Annotated in this window: 10 protein-coding genes; 4 read left to right on the forward strand and 6 right to left on the reverse strand. The window is 37.9% G+C overall.

Annotated elements, in window-relative coordinates; translation table 11 throughout:
- Nucleotides 1-23 precede the first annotated feature (23 nt).
- Nucleotides 24-2,432 carry a prolyl oligopeptidase family serine peptidase gene (locus ACSVH5_RS03000; RefSeq protein ID WP_438059986.1) on the reverse strand — a complete coding sequence of 803 codons (2,409 nt, stop codon included), beginning with the start codon at nt 2,430-2,432 and terminating at the stop codon, nt 24-26.
- Nucleotides 2,433-2,657: 225 nt separating this feature from the next.
- On the opposite strand from ACSVH5_RS03000, the gene ACSVH5_RS03005 reads away from it, so the two are divergent.
- The 4 genes from ACSVH5_RS03005 (at nt 2,658) to ACSVH5_RS03020 (ending at nt 6,478) form a co-directional block, all read left to right on the forward strand.
- The gene (locus tag ACSVH5_RS03005) at nt 2,658-3,665 is read left to right on the forward strand and encodes a 3-oxoacyl-ACP synthase III family protein (RefSeq protein WP_438059987.1); all 1,008 of its coding nucleotides are present in this window, start codon (nt 2,658-2,660) and stop codon (nt 3,663-3,665) included.
- Nucleotides 3,666-3,787: 122 nt separating this feature from the next.
- Complete coding sequence (locus ACSVH5_RS03010) at nt 3,788-4,783, forward strand: isoaspartyl peptidase/L-asparaginase (RefSeq protein ID WP_438059988.1); 996 nt, start codon at nt 3,788-3,790, stop codon at nt 4,781-4,783.
- A 251-nt stretch (nt 4,784-5,034) separates the two neighbouring features.
- Nucleotides 5,035-5,709 (forward strand): copper homeostasis protein CutC, encoded by a 675-nt coding sequence (locus ACSVH5_RS03015; protein ID WP_438059989.1) that lies wholly within the window; start codon nt 5,035-5,037, stop codon nt 5,707-5,709.
- 106 nt (nt 5,710-5,815) lie between these two features.
- A complete protein-coding gene (locus ACSVH5_RS03020; protein ID WP_438059990.1) occupies nt 5,816-6,478 on the forward strand; it encodes a TrmH family RNA methyltransferase in 663 nt (220 codons plus the stop codon).
- A gap of 128 nt (nt 6,479-6,606) precedes the next feature.
- Here ACSVH5_RS03020 and secA read toward each other — a convergent pair whose 3' ends face one another.
- The 5 genes from secA to ACSVH5_RS03045 all read right to left on the reverse strand — a co-directional run bounded on the left by secA (nt 6,607) and on the right by ACSVH5_RS03045 (nt 14,794).
- On the reverse strand, nt 6,607-9,951 hold the full coding sequence (secA, locus tag ACSVH5_RS03025; RefSeq protein ID WP_438059991.1) for a preprotein translocase subunit SecA: 3,345 nt from the start codon (nt 9,949-9,951) through the stop codon (nt 6,607-6,609).
- 86 nt (nt 9,952-10,037) lie between these two features.
- Nucleotides 10,038-10,259 carry a DUF2795 domain-containing protein gene (locus ACSVH5_RS03030; RefSeq protein WP_007138072.1) on the reverse strand — a complete coding sequence of 74 codons (222 nt, stop codon included), beginning with the start codon at nt 10,257-10,259 and terminating at the stop codon, nt 10,038-10,040.
- A 227-nt stretch (nt 10,260-10,486) separates the two neighbouring features.
- Nucleotides 10,487-11,056 carry a cob(I)yrinic acid a,c-diamide adenosyltransferase gene (locus tag ACSVH5_RS03035; protein ID WP_438059992.1) on the reverse strand — a complete coding sequence of 190 codons (570 nt, stop codon included), beginning with the start codon at nt 11,054-11,056 and terminating at the stop codon, nt 10,487-10,489.
- A 99-nt stretch (nt 11,057-11,155) separates the two neighbouring features.
- Nucleotides 11,156-14,083: a M16 family metallopeptidase gene (locus ACSVH5_RS03040; protein ID WP_438059993.1), complete on the reverse strand. Its 2,928-nt coding sequence runs from the start codon at nt 14,081-14,083 to the stop codon at nt 11,156-11,158.
- 24 nt (nt 14,084-14,107) lie between these two features.
- A complete protein-coding gene (locus tag ACSVH5_RS03045) occupies nt 14,108-14,794 on the reverse strand; it encodes an ABC transporter ATP-binding protein (protein WP_438059994.1) in 687 nt (228 codons plus the stop codon).
- Nucleotides 14,795-14,891: the final 97 nt, after the last annotated feature.

The following is a 14,891-nucleotide window of genomic DNA, read 5'->3' on the forward strand; positions in this document are numbered from 1 at the left end:
TTTTTTGGTGGAACTAATTTGACTTAGTTTTTTAAGTATTTTTCTAAGAATTGATCTTGTTCCCAAAGTAAGTGCAAGATGTTTTCTTTGGCGGCGTAACCATGACTTTCTTTAGGTAGAATAACCATACGAGCAGGGCCACCCAATCCTTTTATAGCTTGGAAATAGCGTTCTGTTTGTAAAGTAAAAGTACCAGGATTATTGTCAGCTTCTCCGTGAACTAGTAGTAATGGAGTTTTCATTTTATCCGCATGCATAAAAGGCGACATGGTCGTGTATACCTCAGGGGTTTCCCAGTAATTGCGTTGCTCACTTTGAAAACCAAAAGGCGTTAACGTTCTGTTGTAAGCGCCGCTTCGTGCAATCCCACAAGCAAAAAGATTGGAATGTGTCAACAAATTAGCCGTCATGAAAGCACCGTAAGAGTGACCACCCACAGCAACTTTTTTTCTGTTGATATAACCCAAAGCGTCTACTGCGTTGATAGCAGCTTCAGCATTGTCTACTAGTTGGGAAATAAAGTTGTCGTTAGGTTCGGTTTTTCCTTCTCCAATAATTGGGAACGAAGCGTCGTCTAAAACCACATAGCCTTTGGTTACCCAATACACAAAAGAGCCATAGTTAGGAAAGGTAAATTCGTTAGGATTTTGAGTGCTTTGTCCCGCGCTGTTTTTGTCTTTGTATTCGGCAGGGTAGGCCCAAATTAATAACGGCAATTTTTCTTTTTTGGTTTTATCATAGCCTACAGGCAAGTACAAGGTTCCAGATAATTCAACACCATCTTTACGTTTGTATTTGATTACCTCTTTGCTCACATTTTTGATGCTTTCAAATGGATTTTTGAAATCGGTGATAGGAGTAAGTTTGTCTTTTTGGTTGATGTTTCTAAAGAAGTAATTTGGGTAATCGTTTTTGGACTGAATTTGTACCAAAACCGTTCCTTTTTTGAAATCCTCTACTTCAATCAAATCTTCTTTTTTGTCTTTGTAAGTTGAGGTATACAAACGTTTGCTTTGTAACGTTTTTAAGTTCAATTCGTCAATGAATGGGAATTGTCCTTCTTTGGTGTACCCATCTCCAATACGGAAAGCTTTGTCGTTTTCGATAGCCAAAACATAGCGGTTGTATTTGTTTTTTCTAGTTTCAAAATTACCTGGGTCAGCGTATACGTCTTGTGAGTTTCTGTCGGTAATCACTTTTGGCTGTTGTGATGGATTCGATGGATTGATCAAGTAAGTTTTGGTATTTCTGGTGTCATACCATTCATCCGATACGATGGCAACGTTGTCATTCCCCCAAGTAATATCACTAAAACGTTGAGGTGTTTTTACTAACGAAGTTGGATTTGCAGTGAACGGAGCTTCCCATAAGAACACTTCGTCTCTAAACGCTACTTTATTTGCTGGATCTCCTTCGTCAAGCGCTTCTACAAAAGCCAAAGTAGCTGGTTTGTCGTTTCTCCACATCAGGGATCTTTTTCCTTTTTGAACCGCCATAAATCCTTTTGGCATAATTTCGGTCAAAGGAGTTTCGTTTACGACTTTTACTTCCTTTCCGCTTTTGTCATACACTACAGATTTCATTGGGAAACGATTCAAAGGCACGATATAAGAAAACGGTTTTTGAATCGTAGTAATCATAATATAATTCCCATCAGGAGATAAACTTTGACCAGCAAACATATCAGCCGATTTGAAAAGGGTTTTGTTACCACTCAATGTGATTTTGTACAATTCAGAAGTGATGATGTTTTCAAAATTGATCTCGTCATTTTTGTTTTTCAACATGTCTGGATAGGTTCTGTTTTGGGATTTTGCACCACTAGCATTCGAGATGATTGGCCCCGCAGGCAAATCTTTTTTGGCATCCAATAAAGGCTTTCTGTTGCTAGGCAATAGTTTGACCAATACTGTTTCGTTGTCGCCAAACCAGCTAAACGGAGTACCTAGGTTAGCATTCAAATTCGCCTCAGTTAGTTTTTTGGCTTGTGCCGAAGCGACATCAATTACCCAAAGTTCTACACCATTGGCAGCGGTATTTGTAAACAAAATTTTAGTGTCGTTCGGCGACCAAGACAGATTGCTAATTTTTGCATTAGCCGGTAATCCTGCCACTTGAACTTCGTTTTTGTCTTTTATTTTTCGAAGTTTTAAATTGTTGATGTACGTTACTGTACTCGAAATGTTGGTAATTGGATTGATACGCAATCCACCCAAACGCAATTCTTCTTGGTTGAGGTCGTCAAGCGTTTTGTAGGTGTTTCGGTAAGAAAGCAAAAGAAATTCTTTTTTGGTGTCCATCGAAACCGAAGGAGCGCGTTCGTAATCGGCTAAATCCAAAATGGATTTAGAAGGTTTTTGATAGCTCAGATTTTCTTGAGCCAAGATAGAAAAACCGAAACCTAGAAACAGGAGTGTGAGTTTTAACTTCATGAATGTAAATAGTTAGTTAAAGAAATGTTTCAAAGAGAATTAGACAGTATTTAGAGCAAAATGTTACAAGGGTTTAGAATTAATTTTTTTCAAAGTAAAAATGTAGTTAAGTCATAATTTTACTGTTGTTGAAATGAATATATCAAAAAAAAGACTAAATTGTGTGGCGTCTTTTTAAAAGATGTTTAATTTTGTCAATCAATTTTTAATGAAAAACAAATACTTATGTATCACTCTAAAATAGCAGGATTAGGATTTTATGTTCCTTCAAATGTGGTTACAAATGACGATTTGTCAAAGATAATGGAAACCAATGATGAATGGATTCAAGAGCGTACCGGAATCAAAGAGCGTCGCCACATTATCAAAGGGGAAGATACGACCACTACAATGGGAGTAAAAGCAGCCGAGATTGCTATTCAGCGTGCCGGTATTGCCAAAGAAGATATTGACTTTGTAGTTTTTGCTACTCTAAGTCCTGATTATTATTTCCCAGGACCAGGAGTTTTGGTGCAACGCGATTTAGGTTTAAAAACTGTTGGCGCTATTGATATTAGAAATCAATGTTCAGGTTTTGTGTACGGATTGTCAGTGGCTGATCAATACATCAAAACTGGAATGTACAAAAACGTTTTGGTAATTGGTTCTGAGGTACATTCTTCAGGATTGGACATGACAACACGTGGTCGTGGTGTATCAGTAATTTTTGGTGATGGGGCAGGAGCCGCTGTTTTGTCAAGAGAAGAAGATTTGACCAAAGGAATTTTGTCTACGCATTTGCATTCAGAAGGACAACATGCTGAGGAATTATCGCTTATTGCGCCGGGAATGGGTGGTCGTTGGGTAAATGATATTTTGGCCGATAATGACCCGAATGACGAAAGTTATTTCCCTTACATGAACGGACAATTTGTATTCAAAAATGCTGTAGTTCGTTTTGCAGAGGTAATCAATGAAGGATTACAAGCGAACAATTTAGAAGTTTCAGATATTGATATGTTGATTCCACATCAAGCGAATTTGAGAATTTCTCAGTTCATTCAGAACAAATTCAAATTGAATGATGATCAAGTATTCAACAACATTCAAAAATACGGAAACACAACCGCGGCCTCTGTGCCAATCGCCTTGACTGAAGCTTGGGAACAAGGAAAAATCAAAGATGGTGATACAGTTGTTTTAGCTGCTTTTGGTAGTGGATTTACTTGGGCAAGCGCGATTATCAAATGGTAAATTAAAGTTACGACTAAGGATAAGAAAGGTCTAGAGCAAATGTTCTAGACCTTTTTTTGTTTATTCATATCATTAGATCTTCTAAATTTTCCTAATTTGGTCACAACCAAAAAAATAGTGCCATGACCAACCGTCGCCATTTTCTAAAAACCGCTACTATAGCCTCAGCCGCTGTGGTTTTGCCTTCGTTTGCTGCTACTTCAGAAGAAACACCTATTCCAACCCCTTCCAAAATCCGAAAACCTATAGTGTTGTCCACTTGGAACTTTGGTCTTCAAGCCAATGCCGCTGCTTGGGAAGTCCTTAAAAATAATGGCAAAGCCTTAGACGCAGTAGAAGCAGGGGTCAAAATTCCCGAAGGCGATCCCAACGAGCGCAGTGTGGGTTACGGTGGACGACCCGATCGCGACGGACGTGTTACGCTCGACGCTTGCATTATGGACGAAAAAGCCAATATTGGTGCCGTGGGTTGTTTGGAACACATTAAGCATCCTATTTCGGTGGCGCGTGCAGTGATGGAAAAAACGCCTCATGTGATGTTGGTAGGCGATGGGGCTTTGCAGTTTGCCCTTTCGCAAGGATTTACCAAAGAAAATTTATTGGTCGAAGCCAGCGAAAAAGAGTGGAAAGAATGGCTCAAAACCAGCGAGTACAAACCCATCGCCAATATCGAAAACCACGATACCATTGGAATGATTGCTTTGGACAGTCACGGAGATTTGTCTGGCGCTTGTACCACTAGCGGTATGGCGTTCAAGATGCACGGCCGTTTGGGCGATTCGCCCATTATTGGAGCAGGTTTGTATGTCGATAACGAAATTGGAGCCGCAACCGCCACAGGACATGGCGAAGAAGTCGTGCGTATTTCGGGTTGTCATTTGGTGGTTGAGTTGATGCGACAAGGAAAATCTCCACAAGAAGCCTGCGAAGAAGCCGTGGCACGCATTGTAAAACTCACCCAAAACCGTGGCAAAAACCTCAAAGACATCCAAGTTGGATTTATTGCGTTGAACAAGCAAGGCGAGTATGGCTCGTATTGCATTCAAGGTGGATTCAATTACGCGGTGCACGATGCTTCGGGCAACCAACTCATCGATGCGAACTACTTTTTAAAATAAAACAGTAGTGAATCATTAAGAACATATAGGATAATAAAAACCAAGTGTCAGTTCTAAGTATAATTTTTATGCTAAAAAACAATATAAAATGATGTTTACTTTGTCAAGTTGAGCGGTCATTCTGAGCGAAGCCAAAGTACAGTCGATAACCAGAAGAGCCTCTCGACTGCGCTCGAGGTGACAAAAAAGACGATAGCAACCGAAGTAACCCTCTTCATAGTAAAAAGTAAAGCCTGTAACTAAGAATAAAAATGAACCAATTAGAAATCGCCTGTTTTAGCTTAGACGCCATTGCCATCGCCCAAGAAAATGGTGCCGACAGAATCGAATTGTGTCTCGACCGAGCCGCTGGTGGCATCACACCTCCCGCCGAAATGGTCCAAGCCGCACGTGCCCTGACCACCGTAGCGCTCAACGTGATGATTCGCCCACGCGAAGGCGACTTTGTCTACACCCAAACCGAGTTCCAAGCGATGAAAAACAGCATTACCGCTTTCAAAAATCTCGGCGTCGATGGTTTTGTGTTTGGGATACTCCATCCCGACGGCAGCATTCATACCGAGGCCAATGCGGCTTTGGTGCACTTGGCGCATCCGTTGCCTTGCACCTTTCACCGCGCTTTCGATGGCATTGCTAATTCGCTGCAAGGGTTAGAAACGTTAGTGGCTTGTGGCTTCAAAACAGTCCTCACTTCTGGTGTGCGCACCAATGTGACCGAAGGCGCTGACCTCCTACAACAATTGGTCGCACACGCTAGTGACCGCATTACGGTGATGCCTGGAGGCGGATTGCGCTCGAGCAATGCCCACTGGCTGAGCCAAACCACCCGAGCCGTGTACTACCATTCCGCCGCGATTACCGACCACAGCGAACTTCCCAATCCCACCGAAGTCGCCCTACTAAAACAACAATTGAATACCCTTTAAAATTGTCTCGATAGCTGTAGGGACAAATCCCAAATCCCAAATCCCAAAATCCCAAATCCCAATTCCATATTCTAATCTTTTCTTATTTTTGCCGAAAAAATTGGGAATGATAAATTTGGATTACCTAGACTATTTGGAAGGATTTTTAACCGACAATAGAAAAGAAAATTTTTTAAAAGTACTCAAAAACAGAACCAATCACTTTACAGTGGTGGTCGAAGATGTTTTTCAAATGCACAATGCAAGTGCGGTTATGCGTAGTTGCGAGGTTTTTGGGGTACAAAATATGAATGTAATCGAGCAGCGTTTTGGAAAACGAATCGACAAACAAATCGCTATGGGCGCTCAAAAATGGGTCGATATTACCCCATTTGATTCGGTAAGCAATTGTATCGATACGCTAAAAAGTAAAGGTTACCAAATCATAGCCACCACACCTCACACAGACGATTGTGATTTGGAGGATTTTGATTTTTCTAAACCCAGCGCTTTGTGTTTTGGTACCGAAAAAGAAGGTTTATCAGAAGAGATTATGCAAAAAGCCGATGGATTTCTCAAAATCCCTATGGTAGGTTTCACTGAAAGTTTGAATATTTCAGTATCCGCTGCAATTATTTTGCAAAATCTAACCAATCGATTGCGCAATTCCGATATTCCTTGGCAATTAACCGAAGCCCAAATTCTCGAAAAACGACTCGATTGGGCACGAAAATCCATCAAAGATATCAAACGCATCGAGGCGCGTTACTTTGAGGAGAATGGGAAATAATATTATTGTTCCGTAGGAACAACACATGTTGTAGCAACCGATTTTAATCCGTTGAAAAGTAACAAGTGGCATAAAAACAACAAAGGCTACTTTTTGGGTAGCCTTTGTTTTGTTATATAAAATTGGGTTTAGCTTACTAAAACCCAAGTTCCAGCTGCTAATAAGCTTTCAGCTTTTTTGTATTTCATCGTTTCGGTTTTACCAGTAGCTACTTCTTGAATAGTTACCGTGTCATTACGATTAATTTTAGGCTGGTCGCGAACAATAGTTTCAGTCACCTGACGGGCTTGTGTTTGTCCTGCCTCACGATTGATACTTTCGCTGTTCTCGATTTCGTCTTTATTCAATTGGTAGTCGTCTTTTGGACGAGCAACTTCTTTAGCTTCTTGAATTCTTTGATTTTCTTGAGCTGGTAAGTCACCTTTAAACAAGAATGAAATCACTTCTTTATTCACATTATCCAACATAGAGCGGAATAAGTTGAAGGCTTCTAACTTGTAAATAAGCAAGGGGTCTTTTTGTTCGTGAACTGCCAATTGAACCGATTGTTTCAATTCGTCCATTTTACGTAAATGTTTTTTCCAAGCTTCGTCTACAATCGCTAAAGTGATGTTTTTCTCAAAATCAGCTACTAATTGTGCTCCTTCAGTATCATAAGCTTTTTTCAAATCGGTCACCACATTCAAGGATTTGATGCCGTCAGAGAAAGGAACTACAATGCGCTCGAATTGGTTGTTTGGGTCCTCATATACACTTTTGATAATAGGGAAGGCCTCTCTAGCACTTCTTGCTGTTTTTTCGGTGTAAAAATCCAAAGTAGCTTTGTACACTTTTCCAGTTAATTCCATTTCATTCAGTTTGGCAAAATCACTTTCGCTAACTGGTGATGTAATAGAGAAATAACGAATCAATTCAAACTCGAAGTTTTTGTAATCGTTGCTTAATTTATTGTTGGTAACAATCAATTCGCAAGTATCATACAACATATTGGCGATATCTAATTTCAAACGCTCGCCAAACAAAGCATGACGACGACGTTTGTATACCACTTCACGTTGTGCGTTCATTACGTCATCATATTCTAATAAACGTTTACGAACTCCAAAGTTGTTTTCTTCTACTTTTTTCTGTGCACGTTCAATAGATTTGGTCATCATAGAATGTTGAATTACTTCACCTTCTTGTAAGCCCATTCTATCCATTACTTTGGCTACTCTTTCAGAACCAAACAAACGCATTAAGTTATCTTCTAAAGAAACATAGAATTGAGAACTTCCTGGGTCTCCTTGACGACCTGCACGACCACGTAACTGACGGTCCACACGACGCGAATCGTGACGTTCCGTACCGATAATAGCCAATCCACCAGCTGCTTTTACCTCTGGAGTCAATTTGATATCCGTTCCACGACCCGCCATGTTCGTAGCAATAGTTACCACACCTGGTTTACCTGCTTCTTCAACAATTTGAGCCTCTTGTTTGTGCATTTTGGCATTCAATACGTTGTGAGTAATACCACGCATTTTAAGCATTCTGCTCAATAATTCTGAGATTTCAACAGAAGTAGTTCCAATCAAGACTGGTCTTCCTGCTTTAGACAATTCGGTAACATCTTCTATTACAGCATTGAATTTTTCACGAGTGGTTTTGTAAATCAAATCGTCTTTGTCAATTCTGGATATTCCCTTGTTTGTTGGAATTTCAACAACATCCAATTTGTAGATTTGCCATAACTCGCCAGCCTCTGTTACAGCTGTACCAGTCATTCCAGCCAGCTTATTATACATTCTGAAGTAATTTTGCAAAGTAACAGTAGCAAAAGTTTGAGTGGCTGCTTCAATTTTTACATTTTCTTTAGCTTCAATGGCTTGATGTAATCCGTCAGAATAACGACGTCCGTCCATGATACGTCCTGTTTGTTCATCAACAATAAGGATTTTATTGTCCATGATTACATATTCTACATCTTTTTCAAAAAGCGTATAGGCCTTTAATAATTGTGTCAAAGTATGGATACGTTCGCTTTTTACACCAAAATCTTGGAACAAACGTTCTTTAGCTTCTGCTTCGGCATCTTTGTCCAAGTGTTGTTTTTCTATATTGGCTATTTCAGTTCCAATGTCTGGAAGCACAAAAAAGTCTGCATCAGTATCACCAGAAAGGAATTTGATTCCGTTATCTGTCAATTCTACTTGATTGTTTTTTTCTTCAATTACAAAATATAAAGCTTCGTCAACAATATGCATTTCGCGATTGTTGTCTTGCATGTATTGATTTTCGGTTTTTTGAAGCAATTGTTTGATACCTTCTTCACTCAAGAATTTAATCAATGCTTTGTTTTTTGGTAAACTTCTGTAGGCTCTCAATAAATTGAAACCACCATCTTTGGTGTTTCCTTCTTTGATTAGCTTTTTAGCTTCTGCCAAAAATCCATTGGCTATTTGACGTTGTAAACTGACTAAGTTTTCGATTTTGGGTTTTAATTCTAAAAATTCATGACGGTCTCCTTGAGGAACTGGGCCAGAAATAATCAAAGGCGTTCTAGCGTCATCAATCAAAACAGAATCCACCTCATCGACAATGGCGTAATTGTGTTTACGTTGCACTAAATCCTCAGGCGAATGTGCCATATTGTCTCTTAGGTAATCAAAACCAAATTCGTTATTGGTTCCGTAAGTGATGTCTGCATCGTAGGCTTTTTTTCTACCCTCAGAATTAGGTTCGTGGTTGTCAATACAATCAACAGTCAAACCATGAAATTCGAACAAAGGAGCTTTCCAAGTACTATCACGTTTTGCTAAGTAGTCATTTACGGTTACTAAGTGTACTCCGTTTCCTGTCAAAGCATTTAAGTACAAAGGAAGCGTAGCAACTAATGTTTTTCCTTCACCCGTTTGCATCTCAGAAATTTTACCTTGGTGCAACACCATACCGCCAATCAACTGAACGTCGTAGTGAATCATGTCCCAAGTGATTTCTTTACCAGCGGCATTCCATGAATTAGCCCAATTAGCTGTATCGCCAACAATGTTGATATAGCTTTTAGTAGCTGATAATTCTCTGTCTTTTGGAGTAGCAGTAACACTAATTGTTGTATTTTCTTTGAATCTTCTAGCTGTTTCTTTTACTACTGCAAAAGCTTCAGGAAGAATTTCTAGTAAAGTTTTTTCAGAAATATCATAAGCTTCTTTTTCCAAAGCATCAATAGCGATATAAATATCTTCTCTTTTGTCGATATCCGAAATAGTTTCTACTTCTTCTTTTAAAGCAGCAATTTTGGCATCTTTCTCGGCTCTTGCTTGCTTGATTTTTTCTTTAAAGAAAGCAGTTTTGGCTCTCAATTCATCGTGTGAAAGAGCTTGAAGAGTACTTTCAAAACTCTTAATTTTATTTAGATAAGGTTGTAAAGCTTTGACATCTTTTTGAGACTTGTCACCTACAAATACTTTTAATATGCTGTTTATGAAACTCATGATTTAGTTGTATTTCTGTTTTTTATTTTGTGTTATTTCTAACAAAAAAAAAGCCTCTTTTTTGAGACTTTTTCTTGGGTTACTTTTTAATACTCATCCTCGTTCCAAAGGTAATCTTCGTCCGTAGGATAATCTGGCCAAATTTCTTCCATTGATTCATATATCTCGCCCTCATCTTCAATAGATTGAAGGTTTTCTACTACTTCTAATGGAGCACCAGCTCTAATAGCGTAGTCAATAAGTTCGTCTTTGTTAGCAGGCCATGGTGCATCACTTAAATAAGATGCTAATTCTAATGTCCAATACATATTTTGTCGATTTAATTTGTGCAAAAATAATTTTTTTACGGAATAAAACAAGTAAAATGCAATTTAATTTTGCGTAAAGTTAAGAACGTTATTTTTAAAAATTCTAAAGAAGAAATTCCAAATTCCAAGCAAGAAAATCCAAGTTCCAAAAAAGAAATTTCTATTGCTAAATTTTAACTTTGAAGGATTGGAATTTGGGATTTAAAAATGGAATTTTAAGAAAGTTTTTACTTTCTAGGAATCCATTTTACTTCCTCTGCGTTTAAGTCTAGGGTCAACTTTCGTGCCAATACAAAAAGGTAGTCAGAAAGTCGGTTTAAGTACTGAATTGCTATTGGAGCTACTGGCTCATTATGACTTAAATGTACCGCTAAGCGCTCTGCACGTCGGCATACACAACGGGCAATATGACAATATGACACGGTGGTGTGTCCGCCTGGAAGTACAAAATGCGTCATTGGAGGCAATAAAGCTTCCATTGTGTCAATTTCTATTTCAAGGAACTCAATATCTTGATCAGTAATGCCTAATTTTTTTAGACGCAACTCACCATTTTTTAGCACCTCTTTTTCTGGTGGAGTGGCAAGAATGGCGCCGATGGTAAATAAGCGATCTTGCACTTCTATAAGTGTGTTTTTGTAATGGTTGTCCATTTCTTGATCCCGAATCAAGCCAATGTAGGAGTTCAGCTCATCGACTGTGCCGTAGCTTTCAATTCGAGCGTGATCTTTTGGTACTCGCGTTCCTCCAAATAGGGATGTGGTTCCTGAGTCACCAGTTTTAGTATATACTTTCATTAGGGTAAGTGTTCTTAGTTTATTTTATCAATGGTTGTTGATGGCTGTAAATATAAAAAAAGACCGCTAAAAGCAGTCTTTCTTTAGTGGATAAAAAGATTAGAATCCGAAAATTTCTTCTAAAGATACTTTCTTTATTTCTCCTAGTTTTTTCATTTCATTCATATCAATCTTACTTTCAGATGCTACAATAGCATAACTGTATGGTTTATTGGCTATGAAGGTATTGTGAAAAGTTTTGAGGTCCTTCATAGAAATTTGTTCTACAGTTGAGAATGTCTTTTTTCTAATATCGTCTTTTAATCCCAATTGTTTAGCAGCTAGGTAATTAAAGATAATGTTGTCTTGAGTGATTCTCTCGGTTTGAATGTCTTTTTTAACTTGACCTTTGGCTAAATTTAAATTTTCGGGTAATTCAGGTAAGTTGTTCAAAAGTTCATTCATCGCTGTTGTAGCTTCTTTGAATTTGTCTGCTTGACTTCCAACGTAATTCAATACAAGGTAGTTGTCTTCTTTCTTTTGTGGTTCTACATAATATCCATAGGTGCTATAAGCTAAGGCTTTACTTTCTCTGATAGTTTGAAAAACTACTGATCCCATACCGCCACCGAAATAGTTATTGAATACATTAATGATTGCATTTTTATTGGCATCATAGGTTTCCGTATTTCTTACCCAACGCGTTTCAGCTTGTACCATATCATAATTGGTAAAAAACACTTGATTTTGAGTTTGTACCAATGGCTTGAAAACTTTCGCTGCTGGTGTTGCAGTAAAAGTTGCTGGAACTTTGTGTAGGGCTTTTAATTGATTCACAAAAGTAGTTAATGGTGCTGGACCATAATAAATGATCGTTTGTTCGTAATTGTTCATATTTTTCAAACGACTCATTAAATCTTCTGTTGTCAAGGATTCTAATTCAGCTGTTGTTAAAATAGAGTTGAATTTATTGACTGGACCATAAGTAGCATAGCTAGTTAGTCCTTGTAAAATTGCATTTTTGTTTGCTTTTACATCTTTTCTAGATTTTGCAATCCTTGCTTTTAAAGCTTTCAAAGCGTTTTCATCAGCTTTGGCATTTGAAATCACTTCTTCGTACAATTGAACTGCTTTTTCAAAATTTTCTTGTAATCCTTCAATGCTCACAGTGGTGTATTCTTCACCGCTTGAGATATTAAAACTACACGCAATTTTATAGAATGCTTTTGAAATTTGTTCGGCACTCATTTTATCGGTACCTAAAAATTGAATGTATTGTGTTGCTAAGGCTTGTTTTGAGTCATTTAGAGTGCCGATTTTATAACGGTATTTTAATCTAAAAATAGAGTTGTCTTTGTTTTGAACATAAAGTACTTCTGCTTTTTCGATTTTAGATTTCTGAATGTCTTTGTTGTAATCCAAAAATACTGGTGTTGAAGCCATACTTGGAATTGCGTTGACTTGTTTTAAGAACTCAGATTGTTTGTCCGCATTGGTTTCAACAGGAGTAATTTGTGGTTTTTCAATTTTAATCTTGTTTTTGTTTTCTCCTTTTCTTTTGAAAACGACTACATAATTGTCTCCAAGATATTTGTTAGCAAAGGCTACAATATCTTCTTTTTTTAATTTTGACAAATCGTTTACATAAGCTACTTGATCTCTCCAGTCTAATTCTGAAGTAAAGTTGCTCATTAAATTGTTAGCGCGATCTCCGTATTTTTCAGTTTCGTAGATTTTACTTTTTTTAATGTTATTGATGATTGAAGGAATTAAATCATCGTCAAAGTTTCCTTTCTTTAAATTTTCAATCTCAGCTAAGACTAATGCTTTTGCTTCTTCTAAGGTTTGACCAGTAGTAGGTGCTGCAGATAAATAAAGAACACTATAATCGATCAGGCTGTAGTTGAATGCGCTCGCGCGAAGCATTTTTTGTTTCTTAACTAAATTCAAATCCAATAAACCGGCTTTGCCATTAGTAAGCACTTGTCCAACTAAATTCGCTAATAAGGCATCTTTGTCTTTGTTGCCAGGAAGACGGTAACCGATGGCAAAACTCTCCGCATCTGGGCCAACAACTTCAATCGCTATTGGTGCTGTTATTGGTGCTTCTGGTTCAAAAGTGTATTTTTCGATTGCTTTAGGTTGCATATAAGCAAAAGCCTTGTCTATTTTTGCAATTACTTCGTCTGGATTGAAATCACCTGATAAGATAATACCCATATTATTAGGCACGTAGTATTTGTTAAAATACTTTCTGATTTCTAGTAAAGATGGATTTTTTAAATGCTCAACTGTTCCAATAGTGGTTTGTAAACCATAATTGTGTTTTTTGAATAAGTTGGCAAATAACGCTTCAGAAACTTTTCGACCATCATTATCCAAACTCCTGTTTTTTTCTTCATAGACGGCTTCTAGCTCGGTATGAAAAATTCTTAGAATTGGATTTCTAAAACGTTCCGCCTGTACTGCCAAATATTTGTCCAAAGAACTACTTGGAACATCATCAGTATAAACAGTTTGCTCAAAAGAAGTAAAAGCATTCGTTCCTTGTGCGCCCATAGCCGACATCATTTTGTCGTACTCATTGGCAATAGCATATTTACTGGCAACTCCCGAAGTTTGATCGATTTTCTTATAGATTTCTTTTCTTTCGATGCTGTCTTTTGATTTGTTGAATTGCTCATACAAAGCATCAATTTTGTCTAATTCTACTTTTTCTTTAGCCCAATCCAAGGTGCCGTATTTGTCCGTTCCTTTAAAAAGCATGTGCTCTAAGTAATGTGCTAATCCAGTATTGGTAGCCGGATCGGTTTTGCTTCCTGCTTTAATAGCAATGTATGCCTGAATTCTAGGATCTTTTTTTGTTGGACTTAAAATAACGGTTAAGCCGTTTTTTAACGTATAGAAACGGGCTTTGGTAGCGTCATTTGTGACATATTTATAGGTATAACCATTGCTTGAAGCTTCTTTCCATTGGATGAGGTCTTGTGCTATAGCAGTTGAAATAGAACATAAGAATAATAGCGATAAAAGGGATTTCTTAAACATAGGTATAGTCTTAGTTAGTCTGTATTATTTTGTAGTATCAGTTTCTATCAATCCGTCTCTCAAACGAATTACACGGTGAGCATATGCAGCAATATCTTCCTCGTGAGTAACTAAGATAACGGTGTTTCCTTGAGCGTGAATGTCACCAAACAATTTCATGATCTCAACCGAAGTTTTACTGTCTAGGTTACCGGTAGGCTCATCGGCCAAAATGATGGAAGGTTTATTCACTAAAGCTCTAGCAATGGCTACACGTTGACGTTGACCTCCAGATAGTTGATTGGGTTGGTGGTCCATTCGGTCGGATAAATTAACTTGTGTCAACACTTCGGTGGCGCGATTCACACGATCTTTTTTTGAATAGCCTGCATAGATCATGGGTAAAGCAACATTATCCAAGGCAGTTGTTCTAGGCAACAAGTTAAAGGTTTGAAAGACAAAACCAATTTCTTTATTCCTGATTTCTGCCAATTCATCATCTCGCATTTTACTCACATCTTTGCCGTTTAAAACATAATTGCCCGAAGTAGGAGTGTCCAAACAGCCTAAAAGGTTCATCAATGTTGATTTTCCAGATCCAGAAGGTCCCATAAGAGCCACGTATTCGCCTTTGTTTATTTCTAAATCAATGCCTTTTAATACATAAACCGTTTCGTTTCCTAGCTGAAAATTTCTTTTGATATTGGTTATTTTAATCAGTGGTTTTGCCATTTGTATAGAATAAAATTAATGATTCTTTTTTTTTGCATTAAATGTAAATCGTTTTACGGTAGTAGTTGGTCTTCAAGGGTGTTTTTTTGTTACACTA

The sequence above is a fragment of the Flavobacterium sp. RSSA_27 genome (genome assembly GCF_051547125.1).
Taxonomy (GTDB): Bacteria; Bacteroidota; Bacteroidia; order Flavobacteriales; family Flavobacteriaceae; genus Flavobacterium.

Excerpts from the sequence above, each read along its gene's own strand:
- ACSVH5_RS03005 (WP_438059987.1), top strand. The coding sequence starts at position 2,658 with ATGTATCACTCTAAAATAGCAGGATTAGGATTTTATGTTCCTTCAAAT.
- ACSVH5_RS03045 (WP_438059994.1), bottom strand. The coding sequence starts at position 14,794 with ATGGCAAAACCACTGATTAAAATAACCAATATCAAAAGAAATTTTCAG.
- ACSVH5_RS03015 (WP_438059989.1), top strand. The coding sequence starts at position 5,035 with ATGAACCAATTAGAAATCGCCTGTTTTAGCTTAGACGCCATTGCCATC.
- secA (WP_438059991.1), bottom strand. The coding sequence starts at position 9,951 with ATGAGTTTCATAAACAGCATATTAAAAGTATTTGTAGGTGACAAGTCT.
- ACSVH5_RS03030 (WP_007138072.1), bottom strand. The coding sequence starts at position 10,259 with ATGTATTGGACATTAGAATTAGCATCTTATTTAAGTGATGCACCATGG.
- ACSVH5_RS03040 (WP_438059993.1), bottom strand. The coding sequence starts at position 14,083 with ATGTTTAAGAAATCCCTTTTATCGCTATTATTCTTATGTTCTATTTCA.
- ACSVH5_RS03000 (WP_438059986.1), bottom strand. The coding sequence starts at position 2,432 with ATGAAGTTAAAACTCACACTCCTGTTTCTAGGTTTCGGTTTTTCTATC.
- ACSVH5_RS03020 (WP_438059990.1), top strand. The coding sequence starts at position 5,816 with ATGATAAATTTGGATTACCTAGACTATTTGGAAGGATTTTTAACCGAC.
- ACSVH5_RS03010 (WP_438059988.1), top strand. The coding sequence starts at position 3,788 with ATGACCAACCGTCGCCATTTTCTAAAAACCGCTACTATAGCCTCAGCC.
- ACSVH5_RS03035 (WP_438059992.1), bottom strand. The coding sequence starts at position 11,056 with ATGAAAGTATATACTAAAACTGGTGACTCAGGAACCACATCCCTATTT.